At 56.8% G+C, this 18,748-nt stretch carries 17 protein-coding genes and 6 pseudogenes; 13 read left to right on the top strand and 10 right to left on the bottom strand.

The window, feature by feature from the left end; genetic code table 11:
* The 4 genes and pseudogenes from EGH23_RS23565 to EGH23_RS27370 all read right to left on the bottom strand — a co-directional run.
* On the bottom strand, nucleotides 1–994 hold a 994-nt coding region (locus tag EGH23_RS23565), incomplete at its 3' end, for an SLC13 family permease (RefSeq protein ID WP_220582428.1).
* A 146-nt stretch (nucleotides 995–1,140) separates the two neighbouring features.
* Nucleotides 1,141–2,394, bottom strand: a complete 1,254-nt coding sequence (locus EGH23_RS23560) for an MgtC/SapB family protein (RefSeq protein WP_220582427.1) — start codon at nucleotides 2,392–2,394, stop codon at nucleotides 1,141–1,143.
* Between the two features lie 307 nt (nucleotides 2,395–2,701).
* Nucleotides 2,702–3,235: pseudogene (locus tag EGH23_RS27375) on the bottom strand (universal stress protein); the annotation flags it as partial.
* 144 nt (nucleotides 3,236–3,379) lie between these two features.
* Nucleotides 3,380–4,012, bottom strand: a pseudogene (locus tag EGH23_RS27370) (dienelactone hydrolase family protein); the annotation flags it as partial.
* Nucleotides 4,013–4,118: 106 nt separating this feature from the next.
* Here EGH23_RS27370 and EGH23_RS23540 point away from each other — a divergent pair.
* The 5 genes from EGH23_RS23540 to EGH23_RS23520 all read left to right on the top strand — a co-directional run bounded on the left by EGH23_RS23540 (nucleotide 4,119) and on the right by EGH23_RS23520 (nucleotide 7,348).
* Nucleotides 4,119–4,763: a phosphoribosyltransferase gene (locus EGH23_RS23540; RefSeq protein WP_220582424.1), complete on the top strand. Its 645-nt coding sequence runs from the start codon at nucleotides 4,119–4,121 to the stop codon at nucleotides 4,761–4,763.
* Between the two features lie 387 nt (nucleotides 4,764–5,150).
* Nucleotides 5,151–5,321 (top strand): DUF7560 family zinc ribbon protein, encoded by a 171-nt coding sequence (locus tag EGH23_RS23535; RefSeq protein WP_220582423.1) that lies wholly within the window; start codon nucleotides 5,151–5,153, stop codon nucleotides 5,319–5,321.
* Nucleotides 5,322–5,522: 201 nt separating this feature from the next.
* Nucleotides 5,523–5,981, top strand: a complete 459-nt coding sequence (locus tag EGH23_RS23530) for a pyridoxamine 5'-phosphate oxidase family protein (RefSeq protein WP_220582422.1) — start codon at nucleotides 5,523–5,525, stop codon at nucleotides 5,979–5,981.
* A 162-nt stretch (nucleotides 5,982–6,143) separates the two neighbouring features.
* The gene (locus EGH23_RS23525; protein WP_220582421.1) at nucleotides 6,144–6,779 is read left to right on the top strand and encodes a helix-turn-helix domain-containing protein; all 636 of its coding nucleotides are present in this window, start codon (nucleotides 6,144–6,146) and stop codon (nucleotides 6,777–6,779) included.
* A 158-nt stretch (nucleotides 6,780–6,937) separates the two neighbouring features.
* On the top strand, nucleotides 6,938–7,348 hold the full coding sequence (locus EGH23_RS23520) for a winged helix-turn-helix domain-containing protein (protein ID WP_236045040.1): 411 nt from the start codon (nucleotides 6,938–6,940) through the stop codon (nucleotides 7,346–7,348).
* 456 nt (nucleotides 7,349–7,804) lie between these two features.
* Here EGH23_RS23520 and EGH23_RS23515 read toward each other — a convergent pair whose 3' ends face one another.
* Nucleotides 7,805–8,272: a universal stress protein gene (locus EGH23_RS23515; RefSeq protein ID WP_220582420.1), complete on the bottom strand. Its 468-nt coding sequence runs from the start codon at nucleotides 8,270–8,272 to the stop codon at nucleotides 7,805–7,807.
* 48 nt (nucleotides 8,273–8,320) lie between these two features.
* Nucleotides 8,321–8,683 (bottom strand): annotated as a pseudogene (locus EGH23_RS26640) (universal stress protein).
* A 204-nt stretch (nucleotides 8,684–8,887) separates the two neighbouring features.
* Between EGH23_RS26640 and EGH23_RS23500 the strand changes: the two are divergent.
* The 4 genes from EGH23_RS23500 to EGH23_RS23485 all read left to right on the top strand — a co-directional run bounded on the left by EGH23_RS23500 (nucleotide 8,888) and on the right by EGH23_RS23485 (nucleotide 12,892).
* Nucleotides 8,888–9,103 (top strand): DUF7511 domain-containing protein, encoded by a 216-nt coding sequence (locus EGH23_RS23500; protein ID WP_220582418.1) that lies wholly within the window; start codon nucleotides 8,888–8,890, stop codon nucleotides 9,101–9,103.
* 118 nt (nucleotides 9,104–9,221) lie between these two features.
* Complete coding sequence (locus tag EGH23_RS23495) at nucleotides 9,222–9,650, top strand: CBS domain-containing protein (RefSeq protein WP_220582417.1); 429 nt, start codon at nucleotides 9,222–9,224, stop codon at nucleotides 9,648–9,650.
* Between the two features lie 423 nt (nucleotides 9,651–10,073).
* Complete coding sequence (locus EGH23_RS23490; protein ID WP_220582416.1) at nucleotides 10,074–11,642, top strand: ABC1 kinase family protein; 1,569 nt, start codon at nucleotides 10,074–10,076, stop codon at nucleotides 11,640–11,642.
* A 149-nt stretch (nucleotides 11,643–11,791) separates the two neighbouring features.
* On the top strand, nucleotides 11,792–12,892 hold the full coding sequence (locus EGH23_RS23485) for an NAD(P)-dependent alcohol dehydrogenase (RefSeq protein WP_220582415.1): 1,101 nt from the start codon (nucleotides 11,792–11,794) through the stop codon (nucleotides 12,890–12,892).
* 64 nt (nucleotides 12,893–12,956) lie between these two features.
* On the opposite strand, the gene EGH23_RS27365 is transcribed toward EGH23_RS23485, so the two are convergent.
* Nucleotides 12,957–13,118: a universal stress protein gene (locus EGH23_RS27365; protein ID WP_220582414.1), complete on the bottom strand. Its 162-nt coding sequence runs from the start codon at nucleotides 13,116–13,118 to the stop codon at nucleotides 12,957–12,959.
* Between EGH23_RS27365 and EGH23_RS23475 the strand changes: the two are divergent.
* The 3 genes and pseudogenes from EGH23_RS23475 to EGH23_RS23465 all read left to right on the top strand — a co-directional run.
* Nucleotides 13,086–14,071, top strand: a pseudogene (locus EGH23_RS23475) (FAD-dependent oxidoreductase); the annotation flags it as partial. The gene EGH23_RS27365 and the pseudogene EGH23_RS23475 sit on opposite strands and share 33 nt — an antisense overlap.
* Nucleotides 14,068–14,427 (top strand): annotated as a pseudogene (locus EGH23_RS23470) (aminotransferase class V-fold PLP-dependent enzyme); the annotation flags it as partial. The pseudogenes EGH23_RS23475 and EGH23_RS23470, both read left to right, overlap by 4 nt.
* Before the next feature lie 101 nt (nucleotides 14,428–14,528).
* The gene (locus EGH23_RS23465; protein ID WP_220582412.1) at nucleotides 14,529–14,951 is read left to right on the top strand and encodes a CBS domain-containing protein; all 423 of its coding nucleotides are present in this window, start codon (nucleotides 14,529–14,531) and stop codon (nucleotides 14,949–14,951) included.
* Nucleotides 14,952–14,992: 41 nt separating this feature from the next.
* On the opposite strand, the gene EGH23_RS23460 is transcribed toward EGH23_RS23465, so the two are convergent.
* The 3 genes and pseudogenes from EGH23_RS23460 to EGH23_RS23450 form a co-directional block, all read right to left on the bottom strand.
* Nucleotides 14,993–15,256 (bottom strand): DUF8015 family protein, encoded by a 264-nt coding sequence (locus EGH23_RS23460; protein ID WP_220582411.1) that lies wholly within the window; start codon nucleotides 15,254–15,256, stop codon nucleotides 14,993–14,995.
* Nucleotides 15,257–15,363: 107 nt separating this feature from the next.
* Nucleotides 15,364–16,239: pseudogene (locus tag EGH23_RS23455) on the bottom strand (universal stress protein).
* Nucleotides 16,240–16,321: 82 nt separating this feature from the next.
* Nucleotides 16,322–16,609 carry an amphi-Trp domain-containing protein gene (locus EGH23_RS23450; protein ID WP_220582410.1) on the bottom strand — a complete coding sequence of 96 codons (288 nt, stop codon included), beginning with the start codon at nucleotides 16,607–16,609 and terminating at the stop codon, nucleotides 16,322–16,324.
* Between the two features lie 325 nt (nucleotides 16,610–16,934).
* On the opposite strand from EGH23_RS23450, the gene polX reads away from it, so the two are divergent.
* Entirely contained in the window at nucleotides 16,935–18,653 is a 1,719-nt protein-coding gene (gene polX, locus EGH23_RS23445) for a DNA polymerase/3'-5' exonuclease PolX (protein WP_220582409.1), read from the top strand.
* Nucleotides 18,654–18,748 lie beyond the last annotated feature (95 nt).

Genomic DNA, 18,748 nt, shown 5'->3' with positions numbered 1-18,748 from the left:
CCGCCTCCATAACTTCCGGTAACAGCTGCAGATGGTCCTGCTCGATGACCTCTTGGAGGGTTTCTTGGTCGGCTCTGACGGAGAGGACGTCGCCGACCTGGATCCGTTCCGATCCGAGCCCGCGGGCAAGCGTCCGGTTGCCACGAACGATCTGGAACACGTCGAGATCGAGGTCCCGCTCGCTCAGTTCTCCGACCCGGGAACCGACGAGCGGCGAGTCCTCCATGACGACGACGTCGGTGAGGTAGTCGGTCATGCCGAACGCGTCGGTGGACGACTCCGCCGGCTCGATCCGTGCTGGAGTGAGGTATCGACCGACCGTAAGCAGGTACACGATCCCCACGAGCAAGACGATCGCGCCCAGGTGCGTGAACTCGAGTAGGTCGAACGGCTGTGCGTCGGGACCACCGACCTGGACCCACACCTCGCTCGCCAGGAGGTTCGTAATTGTCCCGACGACGGTGAGCATGCCACCGAGCATCGAGGCGAACGACAGTGGTATCAGGAGCTTCGAGGGCGACGTCTTCGTCTGCCGGGCGAGGTTCATTATCGCAGGGATCAACACGGCGACAACCGAGACGTTACTGACGACCCCGCCCGGCGGTCCGGAGAGCGTGACCGTGGCAAGCAATTGCCGGAATTCGTTGTCTCCGGCGAACGCGACCAGTTTCCGCGTCAGGATCTGGATGACGCCGGTCTGTCGGACGCCCTCGCTCAGGACGAACATCGCCAAGACGGTGAGCGTTGCGGGATTCGAGAATCCAGAGACCCCTTGCTCCGGCGACACGCCCGTCCACTCGCCGAGGAGGATGAGGACAACTACGAGACCGACCGCGGTGGCATCGATCGGAACCGGCTGGGTGACGAAGAGGACGAAGACGATAGCGATAATCGCCAGTACGACGACGACGTCGAGCGAGACCGGAAGCTGCACCGGGAGTAGCTGTAGCGACCACCCGGAACTCAAAGAGAAGAAGAATGAGATAGGACTCATTTATTCGTTGTCCCGAAGATTGCTTGATTAGTACATAGGATTTGGGTTCTCTTCCGGACTCAGATGCTCGCTCCTGGTAAAATAGTTGTCTTCCGCAACGTTGCGAGACAACGTTCAACGAGAACGTCAGGGGGTCAGAGGACAATTTAGACAACGAGAAAAGCTAGACCGCTCAGAACGACGATACCGAGTACAATCGACACGAGTCTTCCCAGCCTGTGGGTGCCGAGGATCCACGCTAACGCGGCCTTGACGAAGGTGTTTGCGATAGCCGCGATGACGATTCCTGTCGTAGCGACCTCTGTCGAGACTGCCCCTTCGGCTGCGAGTTGACTCAACGTGATCGTCATCGCATCGACATCGGCGAGCCCGGAGAAGAACGCGGTCGCGTACACCCCCGATGCGCCGAACCACTCGTTGGCGTATTCGGAGACAAGCAACACGGCCGCGAATATAACCCCGAAAAGGAGAGCAGGCCGCAGGCGAAACGGGTTCTTGAGCTCTTCCGGCTCGACCGTCTCGTCGGACGCAGTCAACCAATACAACACCCCGGCAGCAACCGCACCGACTACAGTCATCGCTCCCAGCGGCAGCGCGACGCTCGAGAGCAGGTCGGGGTTGACCACCGCAATCTCGATGAGCGCTCGGGGGAACATCACGATGGAGGCGGTGACGACCGCGAATGCACAGACGTGATAGAGTGTCGCGTTCTGGGTCGTCTTCTCCGCCATCGAGACCGTCGTCGCGGTAGACGAGACAAATCCACCGATGATTCCCGTGAGGGCGATTCCTCGTTCTGGGCCGAGCGTTTGTCCGAGCAGATACGCCACGAATCCGAGACCGGTGACGAAGACGACCATCAACCAGATGAATCTTGGATTGAGGCCGTAGAGGGCGTCAAGCGATCGGTCGGGAAGCGCAGGTAGTACGACGAGGACGACGAGGATAAATTTCGCCGACGCCCACCGTTCGTTCTCTTCGATTCGATCGGCGAATTCATGTATCGGATCCTTCACCGAGAGAAGCACAGTGACGGCGCCGCCGGCAATAATAGCGACGACCGCACCCTGGTCTGAATGCATTACCATTGCACCGAGGATGATCGTCACGAGGGCGGCAATGAGCGTCGTCAAGCCGATATCCTCTTCGTACCAGATTTTCCCGACGTAGGCTACGGTAAGGGGTACGGCGAGCGTTCCCACAGCGAGCGGGAGCATGGCCGGGAAAAACGCCTGAACGAGCGCCCCATAAAGTGCGATCAGCGGAAATGTCCGGCTCCCGGCGAAGGTCCCCCCGGATTCGCTCTGTTCTCGTTCCAGACCGATGAGCGCGCCGAGACCACCCGCGAGGAGGAGATGTAAGACGACTTCACTGAGGGGGGATGTTAGAGGATCGACCATCGCTCAGGAAATTCCATCCATTGATTTTCTGGGAGTACGCGTCATTTTCGAGATAGGAGTGATTGTCCTGCACCGAGATATCATACCGGTGTCTTAAAAAGAGTGCAGGTTGGGTAATAGTCCAGTCATCCGGTCAATCTTTGAATTCAATTATACCACCTCCTCAATGAAATTCTGTTAACTGGAAAAGAATTTGAGGCCAGCAACAAGACGGAGGCCCCGGCTGAGCGGGATCATATACCCTATTACTGAGTCTCGCAGTGAATGAAACGAGGAGGAGTATAGCCACGCGACACCCACGGAACCGCTACTCCCCGTGTTCAACCGTGATGACGGGGACGGGCGCAGAGCGAACGGTCTTTTCGGCGACGCTTCCGAGTAGGATTCGATCAGTCTCGCGTCGCCCTGTCGTCCCCATCACGACGAGATGGATGTCACTCGATTCGATTGTGTCGAGTATGCCCTTGATCGGCGTCCCGTGTTCGGTGTGCCTGACGATGTTCGTGATACTGTGTGTCTCTATCTCGGAGACGAGGTCGTCAACGGCATCAGTCGCCACTTTTCTCCTTCTCGTCTCGGTCCAGTCGAGCGAATATCCAGACAGAGCGACGCATCATCCACGATGGATAGCGCGTGAACGGTTGCATCAAGAGACGCTATGCTCGGCAGCGTGACTCGTACCGGCACTCCCGTCGGTTGGGATGGGGATGTTCCCGTAGGGGACCGCCAGTTGCTCGTCGGGCTGCATCCGCACCGTAAGAACGGGGATCGACGCCAGACGAACGACCTTTTCCGTGACACTTCCGAGTAGGCATCGCGACACTCCTTCCCAGCCGATAGTGGCGTCGGCTTAGTGGACGTTCGTGTCCATACGTGGTCACATATTATTGCGCAAAGATAATGCCATTAGGGAATTTCCCAGCCACTTGGAATTCGCGGAGCTTTCTGAATCAGTACGTGTAACTGATATCATACAGGTACGCTCACCGTAGCGTCCCGACAACCAATCGGCCGCCACGTCCGCGACTTCTTCGAGTTCACCTTCATCTTCGAAGAGGTGTCCCGCTCCCTCGACGACATGCAGTTCCTTCTCGGAGGGAAGTTGGTCGTAGGCCTCGCGATTGAGTTCGACCTGCGTGTTGTCGCCGCCGACGATGAACAGCGTCGGCATCGTGATTTCGTCGAGGAACTCGGACGCCATGTCGACGCGTCCCCACGCGAGACGACCGCGTCGATATCGTCTCCCAGACGGGCCGCTGCTCGGAGTGCAGACGCCGCCCCGGTACTGGAGCCGAAGTAGCCCACGTTCAGATCACAAGTGGCGTCACGCCTCCACAGCCATTCTATGACGGCAACGAGACGGTCCGTCAGCAACGGGATATCGAAGCGGTTCTCGCGGATTTGGTCTTCTTCTTCGGTCAGCAGGCCGAATAGGAGCGTTCCGAGCCCTCGGTCGCGAATGACCTCCGCCACGAAGTTGTTGCGCGGGCTTTTCCGACTTGGTCCGCTCCCGTGGGCGAAGACCACCAGGCCCCGCTCCGTCCGGAAGTTCAAGGATGCCCTCGAGTTCGACGTCGTCGACCGGGATATGGACGAGATTCTCGGTCGTTTGGGACATACTGCCCTCGACACTCGCCGTGGGCATTATTCACACGGTCATTCCGAGCTCGTGAGAACAGCCACATGCTACAGGCCGCTGTAGCATCTCTTTCTATTGAAGATTCATGCCAGACTCTCTCCGATTCAAAGATCGTACTGAGGCAGGAACACAACTCGGAGAAGCGCTCCGCGAGCGGGAGGTCGACGTGGATATGGTGCTCGCTATCCCTCGGGGGGGTCTCCCGCTCGGACGGGCCGTCGCCGATGTGCTCGACGTCCCGCTCGATATCGTCGTTGCGTCGAAGATCGGTGCGCCAGGCAACCCTGAGCTGGCCATCGGTGCCGTCGCCAGTGACGGCAGCGTCTGGCGGAACGATGAGGCTTTCCGCGGGACGGGCGCCAACGAGGAATACTTCGAACAGGAGCGCGAGCGGGAAGCCGAGAACGCGCGTCAGAAGGCCAACCGCTACCGAGGTGAGCGATCCGAGCCCGACCTGACCGGGAAGACCGTCGTCGTCGTTGATGATGGAGTTGCCACGGGCTCGACCGCCAGAGCGTGTCTCCAGATGCTCCGGGAAACCGACGCCGAACGCATCGTGCTGGTGGTTCCGGTTGGGCCACCCGACACCGTTCACAAGTTACAGGAATTGGCTGACGAGGTGATCTGTCTCAAGACGCCGAGCAGTTTTATGGGTGTCGGCCAGTTCTATGAGCGCTTCGACCAGGTCTCAGACGAAGAGGCGATGGAATATCTTGCAGGAGAGCAGTGAATGTTGCTTCGAACGGTCGTTTCCGGATCTCGAACGCAACCAGCGGAAAGGTGATCCGACCCCGTCCTGCTTCGGACGTGATACAGGTGGTTGATCGTCGGATTTATCCGATCCGAAGGTCAGATCGTTTCTCGGATTACTGTCCTGGCAAAAACGTCATCTATCCCCTCTATAAATCGAACACGTTCAATAAGCTAACAAACGAACGGACGAGGATACGAGTGGGAACCCCGATCAATCAACCCCTTCAGACCGAGAGTAGCGCTGGCTAAGAAATTCGGCAACTGGGATTCGCGCTGGCTTCTGAGACCTTCAGAGACCCTAGTTTCTCATAGATTCGGAAAAGGAGGGTATCATTTATGAAGAGAGCCTATATTATAGGATATGATGAACGGTGAAGAGAGCGAAGGATACGCTTTTGTCTGTCCTGAGTGCGAAGAACATTTAGAAGTAGACAAAAAGATGAAAAATACGCTCATCGAAAGAGGATGCGTCATCTGCGGGTTTCCCGTGACGGAGGAGGCGTTTACGGAAGACTCGTTATCTGATTTGTCTTAATTGCTTATATGTTTGCCACAGTAGAACTATACTTCTATAGTTTATATGGGATACGATAGCTTCTCCTCGGATACTCCGTTGCCATCTTGAGGAAAATCGGCAAAGAGCGTTCAGGATGAGGACACTTTGCTCGCGTCGGGGCTATCGTAACCCTTGGGGTAGATACTAAAGTCTGCCCCGTGAGGTAGCACACGATTGACAATGCTACTGGATGAAGAAACGATACTCTCGGACGAAGAGATCGATTCTTTCCTCGGGCGGCACGAAACGGGGGTGATATCTCTGGCTCGCGAGGGACAACCGTACGCGGTCCCGATATCGTACGGTTACGATAGTGACCATCGATTCTATCTGCGCCTGATTTCGAATCCCGAGAGCGAGAAACGAGAGTTCTTAAAATCGTCACCACATGCTCGTCTCGTCGTATACGAAGAAGACGACCCTATCTACACGAGTGTTGTCGCGACTGGTACCCTGAGTGAGATTAGTCGGGACGAGTTGACTGTCGAACATATGGAGCAATACGGCGAGGCCAAACGCCCGCTCTTCGAGATCTGGGGAGACTCGCTGCCAGCTCTCAACGTTCAGCTCTATCGACTCGATTCGGACGAATTGAGTGGACGGAGAGCTGAAATGGAGCGGGACGCTGATTCCTCCTGATCGGGGGTTCCGCTACCGACTCGCCAAAGCAATCGGGGGTCCTATTTGAACCACTGTGAGGGCTGATTCGAGTGTTGTGCGCCGAGAACATACTGGTATCCTCCGTTCAGGGGGCGGCACCTGTATACTAAAGTATCTTCATAATGTATTTTGAATGCTCTCATGCCGCCTGGGATCCGAGCCGAAGTGGAGTTCGATACCCCGGACATCTGTCCGATCGTCGAACTCTCGGCGGCGGCAGAGACGACGATTAACTCGGTGGCGACGAACGTCTGTTCATCCGATCGTACGGAGTGTGTGACGGAGTTTTCGATGGACGCAGATGGCGACTTTGAGGTAGACATGACTCCGATTTTCTCACACAGGTCCTCAGATCGGTACCGGTTTACCCACGATGACGGTGTGGACTGTCCGTGCGAATGTCTCGGTCAATTCGGGTGTCCCGTCGCTCGATACGTTGCTCGGAATGGAACACTGACAATCGTGTTTCACGCAGCCGATTACGACCAACTACAGGAGGTGATTGGCGAACTTCATGACCAGTTTCCCGAGATAAATATCAAACGATTGGTCCAGTCTCCGGCCGGAGAGCAAGCCGAAGATAGTGTGTTCGTAGACCGGGGCAAGCTCACTCACCGTCAGCTCGAAATCTTGGAAACCGCCTACGAGAAGGGATACTTCGATCGTCCACGGCGGTCCAACGCAACGGAAATTGCGGCGGAGCTTGATATCAATCCCTCCACATTCAGGGAACATCTCACGGCGGCGGAATCGAAAATTCTGGAAGACCTCCTCTAGAGGATGGGTGCCGCTGTCCTCGTTCCGTGCGCTCGGATGTAGCCGGGCTTCCCCTGGTCCAAGCCGGAAGAATCCGAGAGTGTCCGTCTCGTTGTTATTAAACCTGCCCGGATAGTGTGGGTGCGTCTTACTCCCTGTGGCCGCTGTCACATTCATATATGAGCCGGTCATCGATGGCGTCTGTCCATACATCCGAAGAGTCCGCGAATGACGTGCAAACCATCGTTGCTGAGAGTGCTGTTCAACAGCTCCTCGATGCGCTCGACGATGCTGACTGTCGTGCTATTCTCGATGCGACACGTGAACAAGCGTTAACGGTGAAGGAGGTTTCCGAAGCTCACGATCTTCCGCTGTCGACGACGTATCGCAAACTCGATCTCCTTACCGAGGCCGGTCTGCTCGAAGAACGGACCCGCATTCGTCAGTCCGGGAAACACGCCAATGAGTATGCCCGATTGGTCGACGATGTCGTCATTTCACTCGGGCCTCGGGGAGAGACGGAGGTGCGGGTGTCACAGCGCAAGAGCCCTGAACAGGCCGTGTCGTTCATTTCGGTGATAGGTGACTGAAGAACATGGCAGATCATCCCGATCGGAGCACGCATTTCGCGACGCTGTTCGAAAACCATCACTGGCCAGTCAACAGTCACTGAACAACAGCAGATCGAAATTCCTGTACGATACGACGAACATAGAGAAGAGACAGACATCGCGGACTATCTCGATACGGCAGCGACAGACCGGGGCTCGATGACGTCATCGAGGAGCCAGAGATATCCTAATTCGCTTGTGGAGAGATTGAAGCCCGAAGATAGTCGATTTAGCGTCGCTGTTCGCAACCAATACTGAATCAACTCTTTGTTTACTTGTCAGACGAAGTGTCGTAGATACTTGATACGCAGTCAATACACAATCCGGTATCTTCGTTGTAGTGGGCACTGCATACGAGCGCACCACACTGCCGACACTGGTAGTTGGCAAGTGCCGATTCGCCGATCTGGCAGAGAGTTTCCACGCTCATGGAAATCACGCGGTCGTTAGCACTGGCACGTCGGATCGCCTGACGATGCGTGCAGTCGTGCTCCCGAGAAGCCGGTCTGTGTCCGCAGTCCGACCGCGAGTCCCCATCGCAATCACGTCGGCGTCAACACCTGACGCATACTCGAGAATCTTCTCGTGAGGAATACCACGGAGAACTTCAGTTGTCACCGGAAGGTTCAGATCACGAGCATTGGTCTCGATCTCCTCGACTGCGTTCTGCCCCCCTTGCTTGAGGAGACCGACGATACTCCGGGGAGCGTCTTCGAACCCATAGGTCGTCGTGTCGATGACGTAGATCACGTGGACATCGGCGCTGTATCGTTCAGCGATACCGAGCGCGCGATCGGCCGCACGTTCGGAAGCATCGCTCCCGTCAGTGGGAATCACGACGTGGTTGTACATCCCATATCCCGATTCGGGAACAATTCCGTCCTCAGCCAGACGGACGGCCATGACTGGGACGTTCGCGAGCGCGATCACCCGTTCTGTGGTACTGCCGAGCTACGTTCGTTCCCCCCCGGTCCGGCCATGCGTTCCCATCACCACCAGATCAATCTCGTTCTCGTCGATGTACTCGAGTATCGCCCGATACGTGGTTCCTTCACGTACGGCCCGGACGGCATCAAGCCCGAGATCCGTCGCCTGCTCTTGGATCTGAACGGTCGCCTCCCGCCCGCGCTTTTCGGACTGCTATCGGAATTCTTCAATATCCGTTGAATCCAGGCCGACCGAGGTCAAGTCGGGACCGACGGCGTGAAGGACGTGGATTGTCGCGTCGCCGGTTCGCGCGAGGTCGAAGGCACGGGCGGTCGCGTTTTCGGCACCTGGACTACCATCGGTCGGGACGAGGATATTGTCGTACATACGGATGTCTCCATACGAAGTCGAGAAGTAAGTATACTCTCCGTGGTCAAGGACGAGCGCCCAGAACTCTCTCATGACTCAGCTGCTGAGTCATGAGTGGGTGTCGGCCATCTGGATTTCTCGAAGAATGGGAAGTATAGTGGGTAGTTTTTGGATTATCGGCCGTACTCCTTCACAGAGGCTTCCCCACGGAGGTTCATTACGATGAACGAACGCGCGACGGACGACGAAGACGACCAACTTCCGATCAAAGCGACTCCCGAAGACTTGCCCCCGGTGTTAGCTGCTGAAATCATCGTCTCTCAAAACCGCCCCGCCGAATGCACGGTCTTTCCCCCCGACGCGACCGACTTCGAACGCCTGACCACCTGGATTACGGCGAAAGAAGGCTCGTTCATCAGTCTCGAAGACATGCGATGAATTCCATTTATCGGGGACAAACCACTCTGTGGGGCCTGATGAAGAGACTCAAGATTCCCATCTACTGGTAGAAGCAGGTCGGCTATTTGTGAACAGTCAACATATTTCTATGTGGATCATGCCAGTCAAGAATCTCGCGGTAGACGTCATCACGGCCAGCAGGGACGCATCAGTCAAAGAACTCGCCCAGACGATGCTGGACGAGGAACTCGGCGATCTCGTGATCGCCGAGGATGACAAGCCGGTTGGCATCGTCACCGATCGTGACATCGCCCTCGCCGTAGCCCGATATGACGACCTGTCCGAACTGACTGCCGAAGACGTCATGACGCCGGATCCGGTGACAATCCACGAGGACGCCACGGCAGTCGACCTCCCCGCGACGATGGCTGAAGGTCGGGTTCGGCGGATTCCAGTCGTCGACGACGAGGGAACGCTCGTCGGAATCGCGACCCTCGACGACGTCGTCGCGACGGCTGGCGAAATGCTAGATGACGCCGCAACGGTGATCGAGGGTCAATCAAGAGAATTCGAGCCAGACGAGTAACCCTTGTCGACTGCAGTCGTCACGGAATCCCGCTCACCAACGACGGTTTCGACTGCCTTAGCGTCGTATCGGCTTTCTCAGCCAGATCAGTGTGATCTCGGACGATCTGACTACCCCTCGCGGTCGCCCAGCAACTCCTTTCTTGGTAGTACTATCATACTAATATTATTTTGAACCTGAATTAGCTAGAAGTTGTGATAATAAGCGTACGGTTGTGATATAAATAGACAATTAAACTACATTAACCCATTCAAAATCCGATGTCATGCTAGGATTCGATTATAAGACTCTCTCGGGTACTACGATAGAGGTGGAAAGTTATATGGAGTGACACAACAATCTATTCCAGACAGATGCTGTTTGTTCAAAAAATGAGGATGTATTGGCTATTGATGGAAATCAACCAGTACATACTCAGATAAAATGAATAGATTGTTCCGCCGGTATCTGGTCGTCCTCCTCCGCTTTCTGCCCTTCGTGCTGGCGTTTCTCCGTGATCGGCGGCGGTTCATTCTGTTCGGATCACGAAGACGAGTCGCTGACCAGACACATCGACAGCGGGCCGAACAGATCCGCGATACGATGCTCGAACTTGGACCGGCATTCATCAAAATCGGACAGGTACTCTCGACACGCCCCGATATCGTGCCACCGGTCTATGCCGACGTTTTCGGAACCCTCCAAGATGAAGTTCCCGAAGACACGGGGGGAGATCCGAAGCAGGTCGTTGACGAAGAACTTGGCGACGAACTCGACCAGTCGACACTCGAACCGATCGCCGGTGGATCACTCGCGTACGTATATACTGCCGACTATCGGAATGAGCGAATCGCACTGAAGGTGCGACGTCCTGGACTGAAACCCGTGATCAAGCGTGATCTCCGGGTCGTCCGCGGACTGATTCCGCTGGTGAGCCTCTTCGCGAGCGAACGCCAGCAATATTCGATTGAAAACGCCGCCGACGACTTCGAGGACATCATCTTGAATGAGTTGGATTTCGACCGAGAAGGGGCGATCATGGCGGACATCAGGGAGAACTTCGTCGACGACGATCGAGTCGTCATCCCTGACGTCTATGAACACCTGTCCACGGAGCGTGTGCTGGCGATGGAGTACCTGACTGGCCGGAAAATAACCGACGACGACGCGTTCGACGATGTCGACGTGACGCCATACGAGATGGCAACACGGATCATCAAGGTGTATCTAGAAATGGGTCTCGTCGACGGGGTGTTCCACGCTGATCCCCATCCGGGTAACCTCGCTGTCACTGATGACGATCGTCTGCTACTCTTCGATTTTGGAATGAGCGAACGCCTTCCAGCCACCGTTCAGGAGGACATTATCGGGCTCTATCGGGCGCTCGTCCGTCGCGACGTGGACGACCTGGTCGACGCGCTCATCGCACTCGACGTCCTCGAACCACACGTCAATCGTGCCGAGGTCAGCCGGGTTCTCGAACTCGTCATCGAGAATCTCGAAGGCCGATCGGAGATCACCTGGCGGATGATCATCACGGAGTTGACGACGATGCTTCGAGATTTCCCATTTCGTATTCCGCCGGACGTGATGCTACTCATTCGAGTCGGGACCGTCGGTGAAGGCGTCTGTCGACAGCTTGATCCCGAGTTCGACTTCCTCGCGGTCGTGCGTTCCTTCCTCGTTGAGCAGGGACTCATCGAGAGCGAACTCGATGCAATCATCGAAGAGACGTGGACGGACATTCGCCGATCACTCCCTGCTCTAGCACGAGTCCCGTCCCGATTCGATCGAACGTTGTACCGGCTCGAACGCGGCGAGCTGGTCGTCCGTACGGAACCAGTTGATGGACAAAGGATGGGTGATCACGATCTCGGATATGCGGTGCTCGCCGGAGCACTCGTCGTGGCAGCAGCGATTCTGACGTTTCACGATCAACCGTACGAGCTTCCTGTCCTTGCCGTCGCAGCCGGCTTTCTCCTCGTCTATCTCGTTCGGCGTCGGCTATCATGACATCGGGATTCGGCGGTTACTAAACGAGCAGGCATCGGATTCAGTTCTCCGTATGCGGGATTGTGAATCTGCCTGTATTACTGTATCGTGGGAACTGACCTTCTACACTATACCAACTCCCACCGTTGGTAGACGGGAGGTGCTTCACAATGGACGCATTTGTCATGAAAGAGGTCGGTGAAACCGGATTCGCGGATAAAGACGTACCGGAAGCCGGTCCAATGGACGCCGTCATTCGCCCGACAAAAGGACTCGTGTGCACGTCAGACGTGCATACCCTTCACGGCGCTATCGGCGAGCGGGAGAATCTGACGCTCGGGCACGAAGTAGTCGGGACCGTGGACGCAGTAGGAGATAATGTGGATGAGTTTGAGGCGGGTGACCGGGTCGCCGTCGGCGCGATCACTCCAGACTGGGGCTCGCTTGCTGCCCAGGATGGTCATCCGTCGCAGTCGAACCAGGCTCTCGGCGGGTGGAAGTACGCGAACGTCAAAGACGGGACGTTCGCCGAATACGCCCACGTGAACGAAGCCGACGCGAACATGGCCCGAATCCCCGAGAACGTGACCGATGAGGAAGCGGTCTACGTCACCGATATGATGAGTACGGGTTTCATGGGCGCAGAACATGCCGAGATTCCACTCGGTGGAACCGTCGCAGTGTTCGCACAGGGCCCAGTCGGCCTAATGGCCACGAAAGGAGCGGTCCTCCAGGGAGCCGGACGTATTATCGCCGTGGAGACGGTCTCAAACAGACAAGAACTCGCCCGGACGTACGGTGCCGACGATATCGTCGACTTCGCGGAGGGGGACCCCGTCGAACAGATCATGGACCTCACCGACGGCGAAGGCGTTGATGCTGCTATCGAAGCACTTGGGACGAGCGGGACATTCGAACAGTGTATCCAGGTCACAAAGGCAGGAGGAACGATCTCGAACGTGGGCTACCACGGCGAGGGCGAACACGTCAATATCCCACGTGAAGACTGGGGCGTCGGTATGGCTGAGAAGGACATCGCTACCGGCCTCTGCCCCGGGGGTCGTCTCCGCCTGCAACGGTTACTCCGCTTGCTAGAACGGGACCGCGTGGACCCGACTCACATGACGACCCACGAATTCACGTTTGAAGAGATTGACGAGGCCTTCCAGTTGATGGAGTCGAAGGAAGACAACATCATCAAATCGCTCATCGATTTCGAGTTAAAACCCGAACGACGATATCGTTTCCATCCGCCTCGGATTGAATCGTAAAAGCGGTTCTTCCTGGTGAATCGATTACGTATTCGAATTCGTTAATGAGATGTTTGTTCTCTTGTCAACCCGTTTGGGACTCGGGGACGAGAGTGACGGGAATATCGGAAAATCGTGTTACTCGATCAGCTGTGCTTCCAAACACGACATCTGGAAGTGACGATGCGCCCCGTCGACTCAGGACGATGAGATCGGCATGGACCTCGACGGCGTCTTCACCATCCACGACATGGAGGAGGCCGATGCGATTCACACGTACGTGACAGAGACCGACCCCGAGACAGCAGCCATCGGCGGCGGCTACGTGGGAATCGAGATGGCCGAGGCACTCGCCGGCCACGGGCTGGACATCCACCTGTTCGAGATGCTTCCGCACGTTCTCCAACCGTTCGGCGAGTCAGCCGCGACGGTCGTCGAAGACCATCTTCGAGAACAAGCCGTCGAACTTCATCTGGACACACCGGTAGAAGGATTCGGCGGCGAAGAAACCGTTACCTGGGTCGAACTCGATTCGGAGACGGTGCCGGCCGATATCGTCATCGTCGGCGTCGGCGTCGAACCGAACATCGAACTCGCCGCGGATGCCGGCACCGATATCGGCGAGACCGGTGCTATCGCCACTGACAGGTACGGCCGGACGAACTACGAGACCGTCTTCGCGGCGGGGGACTGTGCCGAGGCGACGAACGTCGTCACCGGCGAGGCTGATCACGTCCCGTTAGCACTGACTGCGAACCGCTCAGGACGGGCGATCGGTCAGACGGTCACGGGAACGGCGACGGAAGTCAGTGAAATCGCCGGCACGGCGATCGTGAAAGCGTTCGACCTCGGGACAGCACGAACGGGCATTATCGACGAGGCGCGTGCTCGTGACGCAGATTCGATCCTGTTTCCGTCGAGATTACGGCGCCGTCGCGTGCCCATTACTATCTCGGTGCGGAAGAACTGACGGTCACACTCGTTGCCGACCGTGAATCGGAGCGTGTACTCGGAGCAAGCGTGGTCGGACGCGAAGGCGTGAAGCGGATCGACACGGTCGCAACCGCACTCCACGCCGGCCTGACCGTCACAGAGGTTGAGAATCTCGATCTAGCGTATGCACCGCCATTCAGTTCCGTCTGGGATCCAATCACGACCGCAGCGAAGGTTCTCGCAGGCTCATTGGAGGATGCAGCGTGACACCTCTCGATCTCCGTGCCGACGTTCCCGCCCTCGAAGATGCTGTCTACCTCAATACCGGAGTGAGTGGCCCGAGTCCGCGCCGAGTCGTCACGGTCGCCGAGACGTTCCTCGAACACCATGAATTCGAAGCACCGGCCGCCGAAGGCATGTACACGGCAGCATTCGATGCCTACGACGATGTCCGAGCAACCGTCGCTGAATTCCTCGGTGCCGAACCAAGCGAAATCGCCCTGACACAAAGTACGACGGACGGGATCAACCGTGTTGCCTGCGCGCTTGAGTGGACGACGGACGATGTGGTCGTCCGGACAGACCTCGAGCACCCCGCCGGAATCCTCCCCTGGCAACGACTCTTAACGACTCACGATGAGTGGTCGGGAAATTCCAGGCCTATGGGAATGGTCCTCTCGTTATAGGTGCTCGCTCGTTGATGAACTAGACGGAGACAACAGCAATGCCAATCGAAGACCTTGCCCGAACGGAAGTCGTCAGTGCCAGTCCCGAAACATCGGCCCCTGAACTCGCCCAACAGATGCGAGACGAAAACGTGGGGAGCGTCGTCGTCACAAACGACAACAGCCCGACCGGGATCGTCACGGACCGCGATCTAACGACGCGCGTACTTGCCGAAGAGACCGCTCCGGCCGACCAGACTGCCGACGACGTCATGTCGACGGACCTGTGTACAGTCGGCCCCGATGCTGGGTTCTACGAGGCTGCACAGGCGATGAGCGAGAATGGCGTTCGTCGCCTGCCCGTCTGCGACGAGAATGACGAACTCGTGGGGATCATCACTGCCGACGATCTAACTGAACTTCTCGCCGACGAAAACCAGCAGCTGGCATCGGTCATCCAGGCGCAGCGACCCGAATACTAAATTCGGCCCCTAAACCGAAGTGGGGGCCACCGTCTAATTTTTCAGCGGAATGTCAATACGAGTAGGATTCCGACGAAGACATGCCAGACGATGGTTGCAGCTTTGGCCTGTCTAGATGGAGTCGGCCAAGATGGGTTCCGGAACATGGCACGGTAGACGAATACCGTCGCAACGACGGCCCCCGCAAGGAGACCGAAGCGCAGATGAATCTCAGTAATCGTGCCAGCCAGGGCACCCCCACTGAGGCTAGCTGCAATAGCAGCCAGGATCTTGTCGTAGTAGCCAAGCGAAACATCCAGCTCCATATCGAAAATACGAACCGATGAGGGGAAAGTATTCACCCGATTCTCGATAACTGAAACAAACAGATCCGGCACACGTTCACTTAATCTCCCCGAATAGGAAGCTCTCTCTACCTCACGGTGAGCACTGGGACATCACTCGTTCGGACAATTCGCTCGGTCACGCTGCCGATGAGATAGCGTTCGAGACCAGTCCGGCCATGCGTCCCCATCGTGATGAGATCGATTCCTTCGTCGTCGACGTACTCTCGGATTGCCCGATACGGAGTTCCCTGTACGACTTCTGTAGCAACATCGAGGTTGTGGTTCTCACATTCGTCTTTGACTGCTGCGACAGCCTGCTCACAGTCCTCTTCGAGGCTATCGAGCAAATCGGGGCCGGGTCCGACATCGTAGGCTCCTGCCAGGGCACTAACGTCGATGACCGAGAGCGCGTGGACAGTCGCATCGAATCGTTCGGCAATACCGATCCCATGGTCGATCGCTGCAGTCGCAGACTCACTGCCGTCTGTCGGAATCAAGATTCGATCGTAGCTCGAGCGGTCGTCTGGTTCGTGTCGGGTCGTGAGAACGGGCACGTCACTCGTTCGAACAACGCGTTCTGTCACGCTCCCGAGCAGCAATCGGTCGAGACCAGTTCGTCCGTGGGTCCCCATCGAAACGAGGTCGATGTCGTGTTCTGCGACATAGGACTGAATCGCTTCGTGAGGGATTCCGTGTTTGACGGCCGTGTGGCACGTGACCGACGATTCAGAGACGAGTTCTTCGAGACGATCGACAGTCTGGGTAGCCTGCTGTTCGAACACTTCTTGTTGCTCTCCGACCGTCGAGTCGAGGTCAACTAGAGCGCTGCTATACGACCGTTCGTCGACGACACTCAGGAGATGCATCTAGCTATCGAACGCCGTCGCGAGATACAGCCCGTGTCGCGCCGCCGCTTCAGCCCCTTCACTACCGTCCGTTGGAACGAGTATGGTGTCGTACATTCAGGGTTGTCCTCTTTTGGTGTTCGAGCACGGTTCCCATAAAGCAATATCAAATCGTTCGAGAAACATTACTGAAAACTGCTCACGGTTCCGTCTGTTCGATGTTCAGGGCCCCTTCTTCGGCAGTCTGTGCTTCCCGCCACCACACTAACTCGAATTCGATGCTCTGTTTGGCCTCCGTATCGCCCTCGGCCCAATCCGACTCGCCTTCGAGTTTGAACGTGATCGGATCGACGGGATCAAGATTCACTCGCTGGTTTCCGAGCTCGAGCGTTACAGCGTCGCCTCCGTCGAGCTGATCGGCTAATTGGCGGAGATACGTGGCAACTTCGGCTCGGGTTTTCTGCTCTTCCGTTTCGAGTTCTCCCATGAAGAGATATAGATCGAGAAGCTGGATAAACTGAGCCGTTAATCCCGCCACTTGAGAATCCTCGAATCCTCTCTCCCACCGAGGTTCTGGTGCCTTGGAAACACAGTGGACTGAATGCGACAGACATCGTATTTCCGTATGCGAAGGTACCTAGACGATCCGTCTCGAACCATCTGGAAGAGTTGACACTCCGACGAAGACAATCAGCAGATCGCGTTCCTCAAAGAGAACACTCCTGTACAGGTGGTTTCCTTCGTTCGTGAGAATCAAGACCCGATTACTTACGCGCTGCCGAAGATGCTAGCGCACAGGAGAACAACCAGAGATGAAGAACCAGGAAATCGCCACCATGCTCCGCGAGATCGCAGATTTCCTCGAAATCCAGGAGGCGGAGTACAAGCCACGTGCCTATCGGACGGCCGCACGGAATATCGAGTCGCTCTCGGAAGACATCGAAGACATACACGCTCGGGGGGAACTCGAAGAGATCGAGGGCGTCGGGGAGTCGATCGGCGAGAAGATCGCGGAGTATCTCGAAACCGGGGAGCTGGAGTACTACGAGGGCCTCAAAGCGGACCTTCCCGTGGATATCGAGACGATCACGAGTGTCGAGGGCGTCGGTCCAAAGACGGCCAAGAAACTGTACCTCGAAGTCGGTATCAAGACGCTCGACGATCTCGAGAGCGCGGCCGAGAAGGGAGAGATCGCCGACCTCGAGGGATTCGGTGAGAAGTCACAGCAGAACATCCTCGACCACATCGAACGAGCGAAAGAAAGCCAAGAGCGGATGCTTCTCGGCCGGGCCTTCCCGATCGCACAGGACATCGAAACCCGGCTTCATGACGACGATGCGTTCGACCAGGTGGACATCGTCGGTTCGTTCCGACGGCGCCGACCGACCGTCGGCGACATCGATATCCTGGCGACCGCATCCGTTCCGGAGACTGCGATGGAGCGCTTCTGCACGCACGACGACGTGAAAGAGGTCCTGTCTCGAGGCGAGACGAAGTCGTCGGTCGTCGTCTCCGGCGACCTACAGATGGACCTTCGGATCGTCGACGGGACAGAATATGGCTCTGCCCTCGTCTATTTCACAGGTTCGAAAGACCACAATATTACTCTCCGGAATTGGGCGATTGACCGCGACTGGAAGCTCAACGAATACGGCCTCTTCGACGTCAGTGGGGTCGACACTGAGGAGGACAGCCAACGTGCCGGCGAGCGTCTCGCCAGTGAAACCGAGGCGGACGTCTACGACACACTGGACCTCGCGTGGATCCCCCCAGAAATCCGCGAGGATACCGGTGAAATCGACGCAGCGGCTGCAGGAGAACTCCCCGACCTGGTTGAAATTGACGACGTTCGCGGCGACTTACAACTGCACACCGACTACTCCGATGGATCCCACAGCGTCCGCGAAATGGCCGAAGCTGCGGCCGAACGGGAGCTGGAGTACGTCCTCGTCACCGACCATGGGCCACACGCGCCGATTCCGAGCACCCTGGACGAGGAGACGTTCGAGGAACAGGTGGCAGATGTCGAAGCGGCCAATGAGGACCTGAACATCACGGTCCTCCAGGGGATCGAGGCCGAGATCACCGAAGACGGACTGGAGCTACCCGAGTCCTGGTACGACCACTGTGATCTGATCGTCGCGGGAATGCACAGCACCCCGTCCGATCCCACTGAACGGATCGTGGATGCGCTCGTGGAATCTCCGATCGATATCTTCGCTCATCCATCCAATCGGTTGATCAACGAGCGAGAACCGCTGGATCTCGATACGGAAACCGTGATGGAAACGGCCGCCGAAGAGAACGTGGCGATCGAGATCAACGCGCAACCCCAGCGACTCGATCTCGATTGGGCGTCGGTGAAAGAGTATCGCAATACGGTTTCGTACGTCGTCAGTACGGACGCTCATACAACGGGCGAACTGGATTTTATGCACCTAGGGGTCGCGCAGGCCCGTCGCGGGTGGTGTGAAGCGAGCAACGTGCTGAATACGCATTCTCTTGACGATTTGCTGTCATTTTTTGAGTGATACGCCAAATCAGGACAGCAAATACGATTTGGCATTCGCTCTTCGAGAAGAGCGTCGGCGTCACAAACCGATAAGATATCGGTCCGATCCACCGC

This window comes from Haloarcula nitratireducens, assembly GCF_019599505.1.
This window is presented reverse-complemented; position numbering and strand designations above follow the sequence as displayed.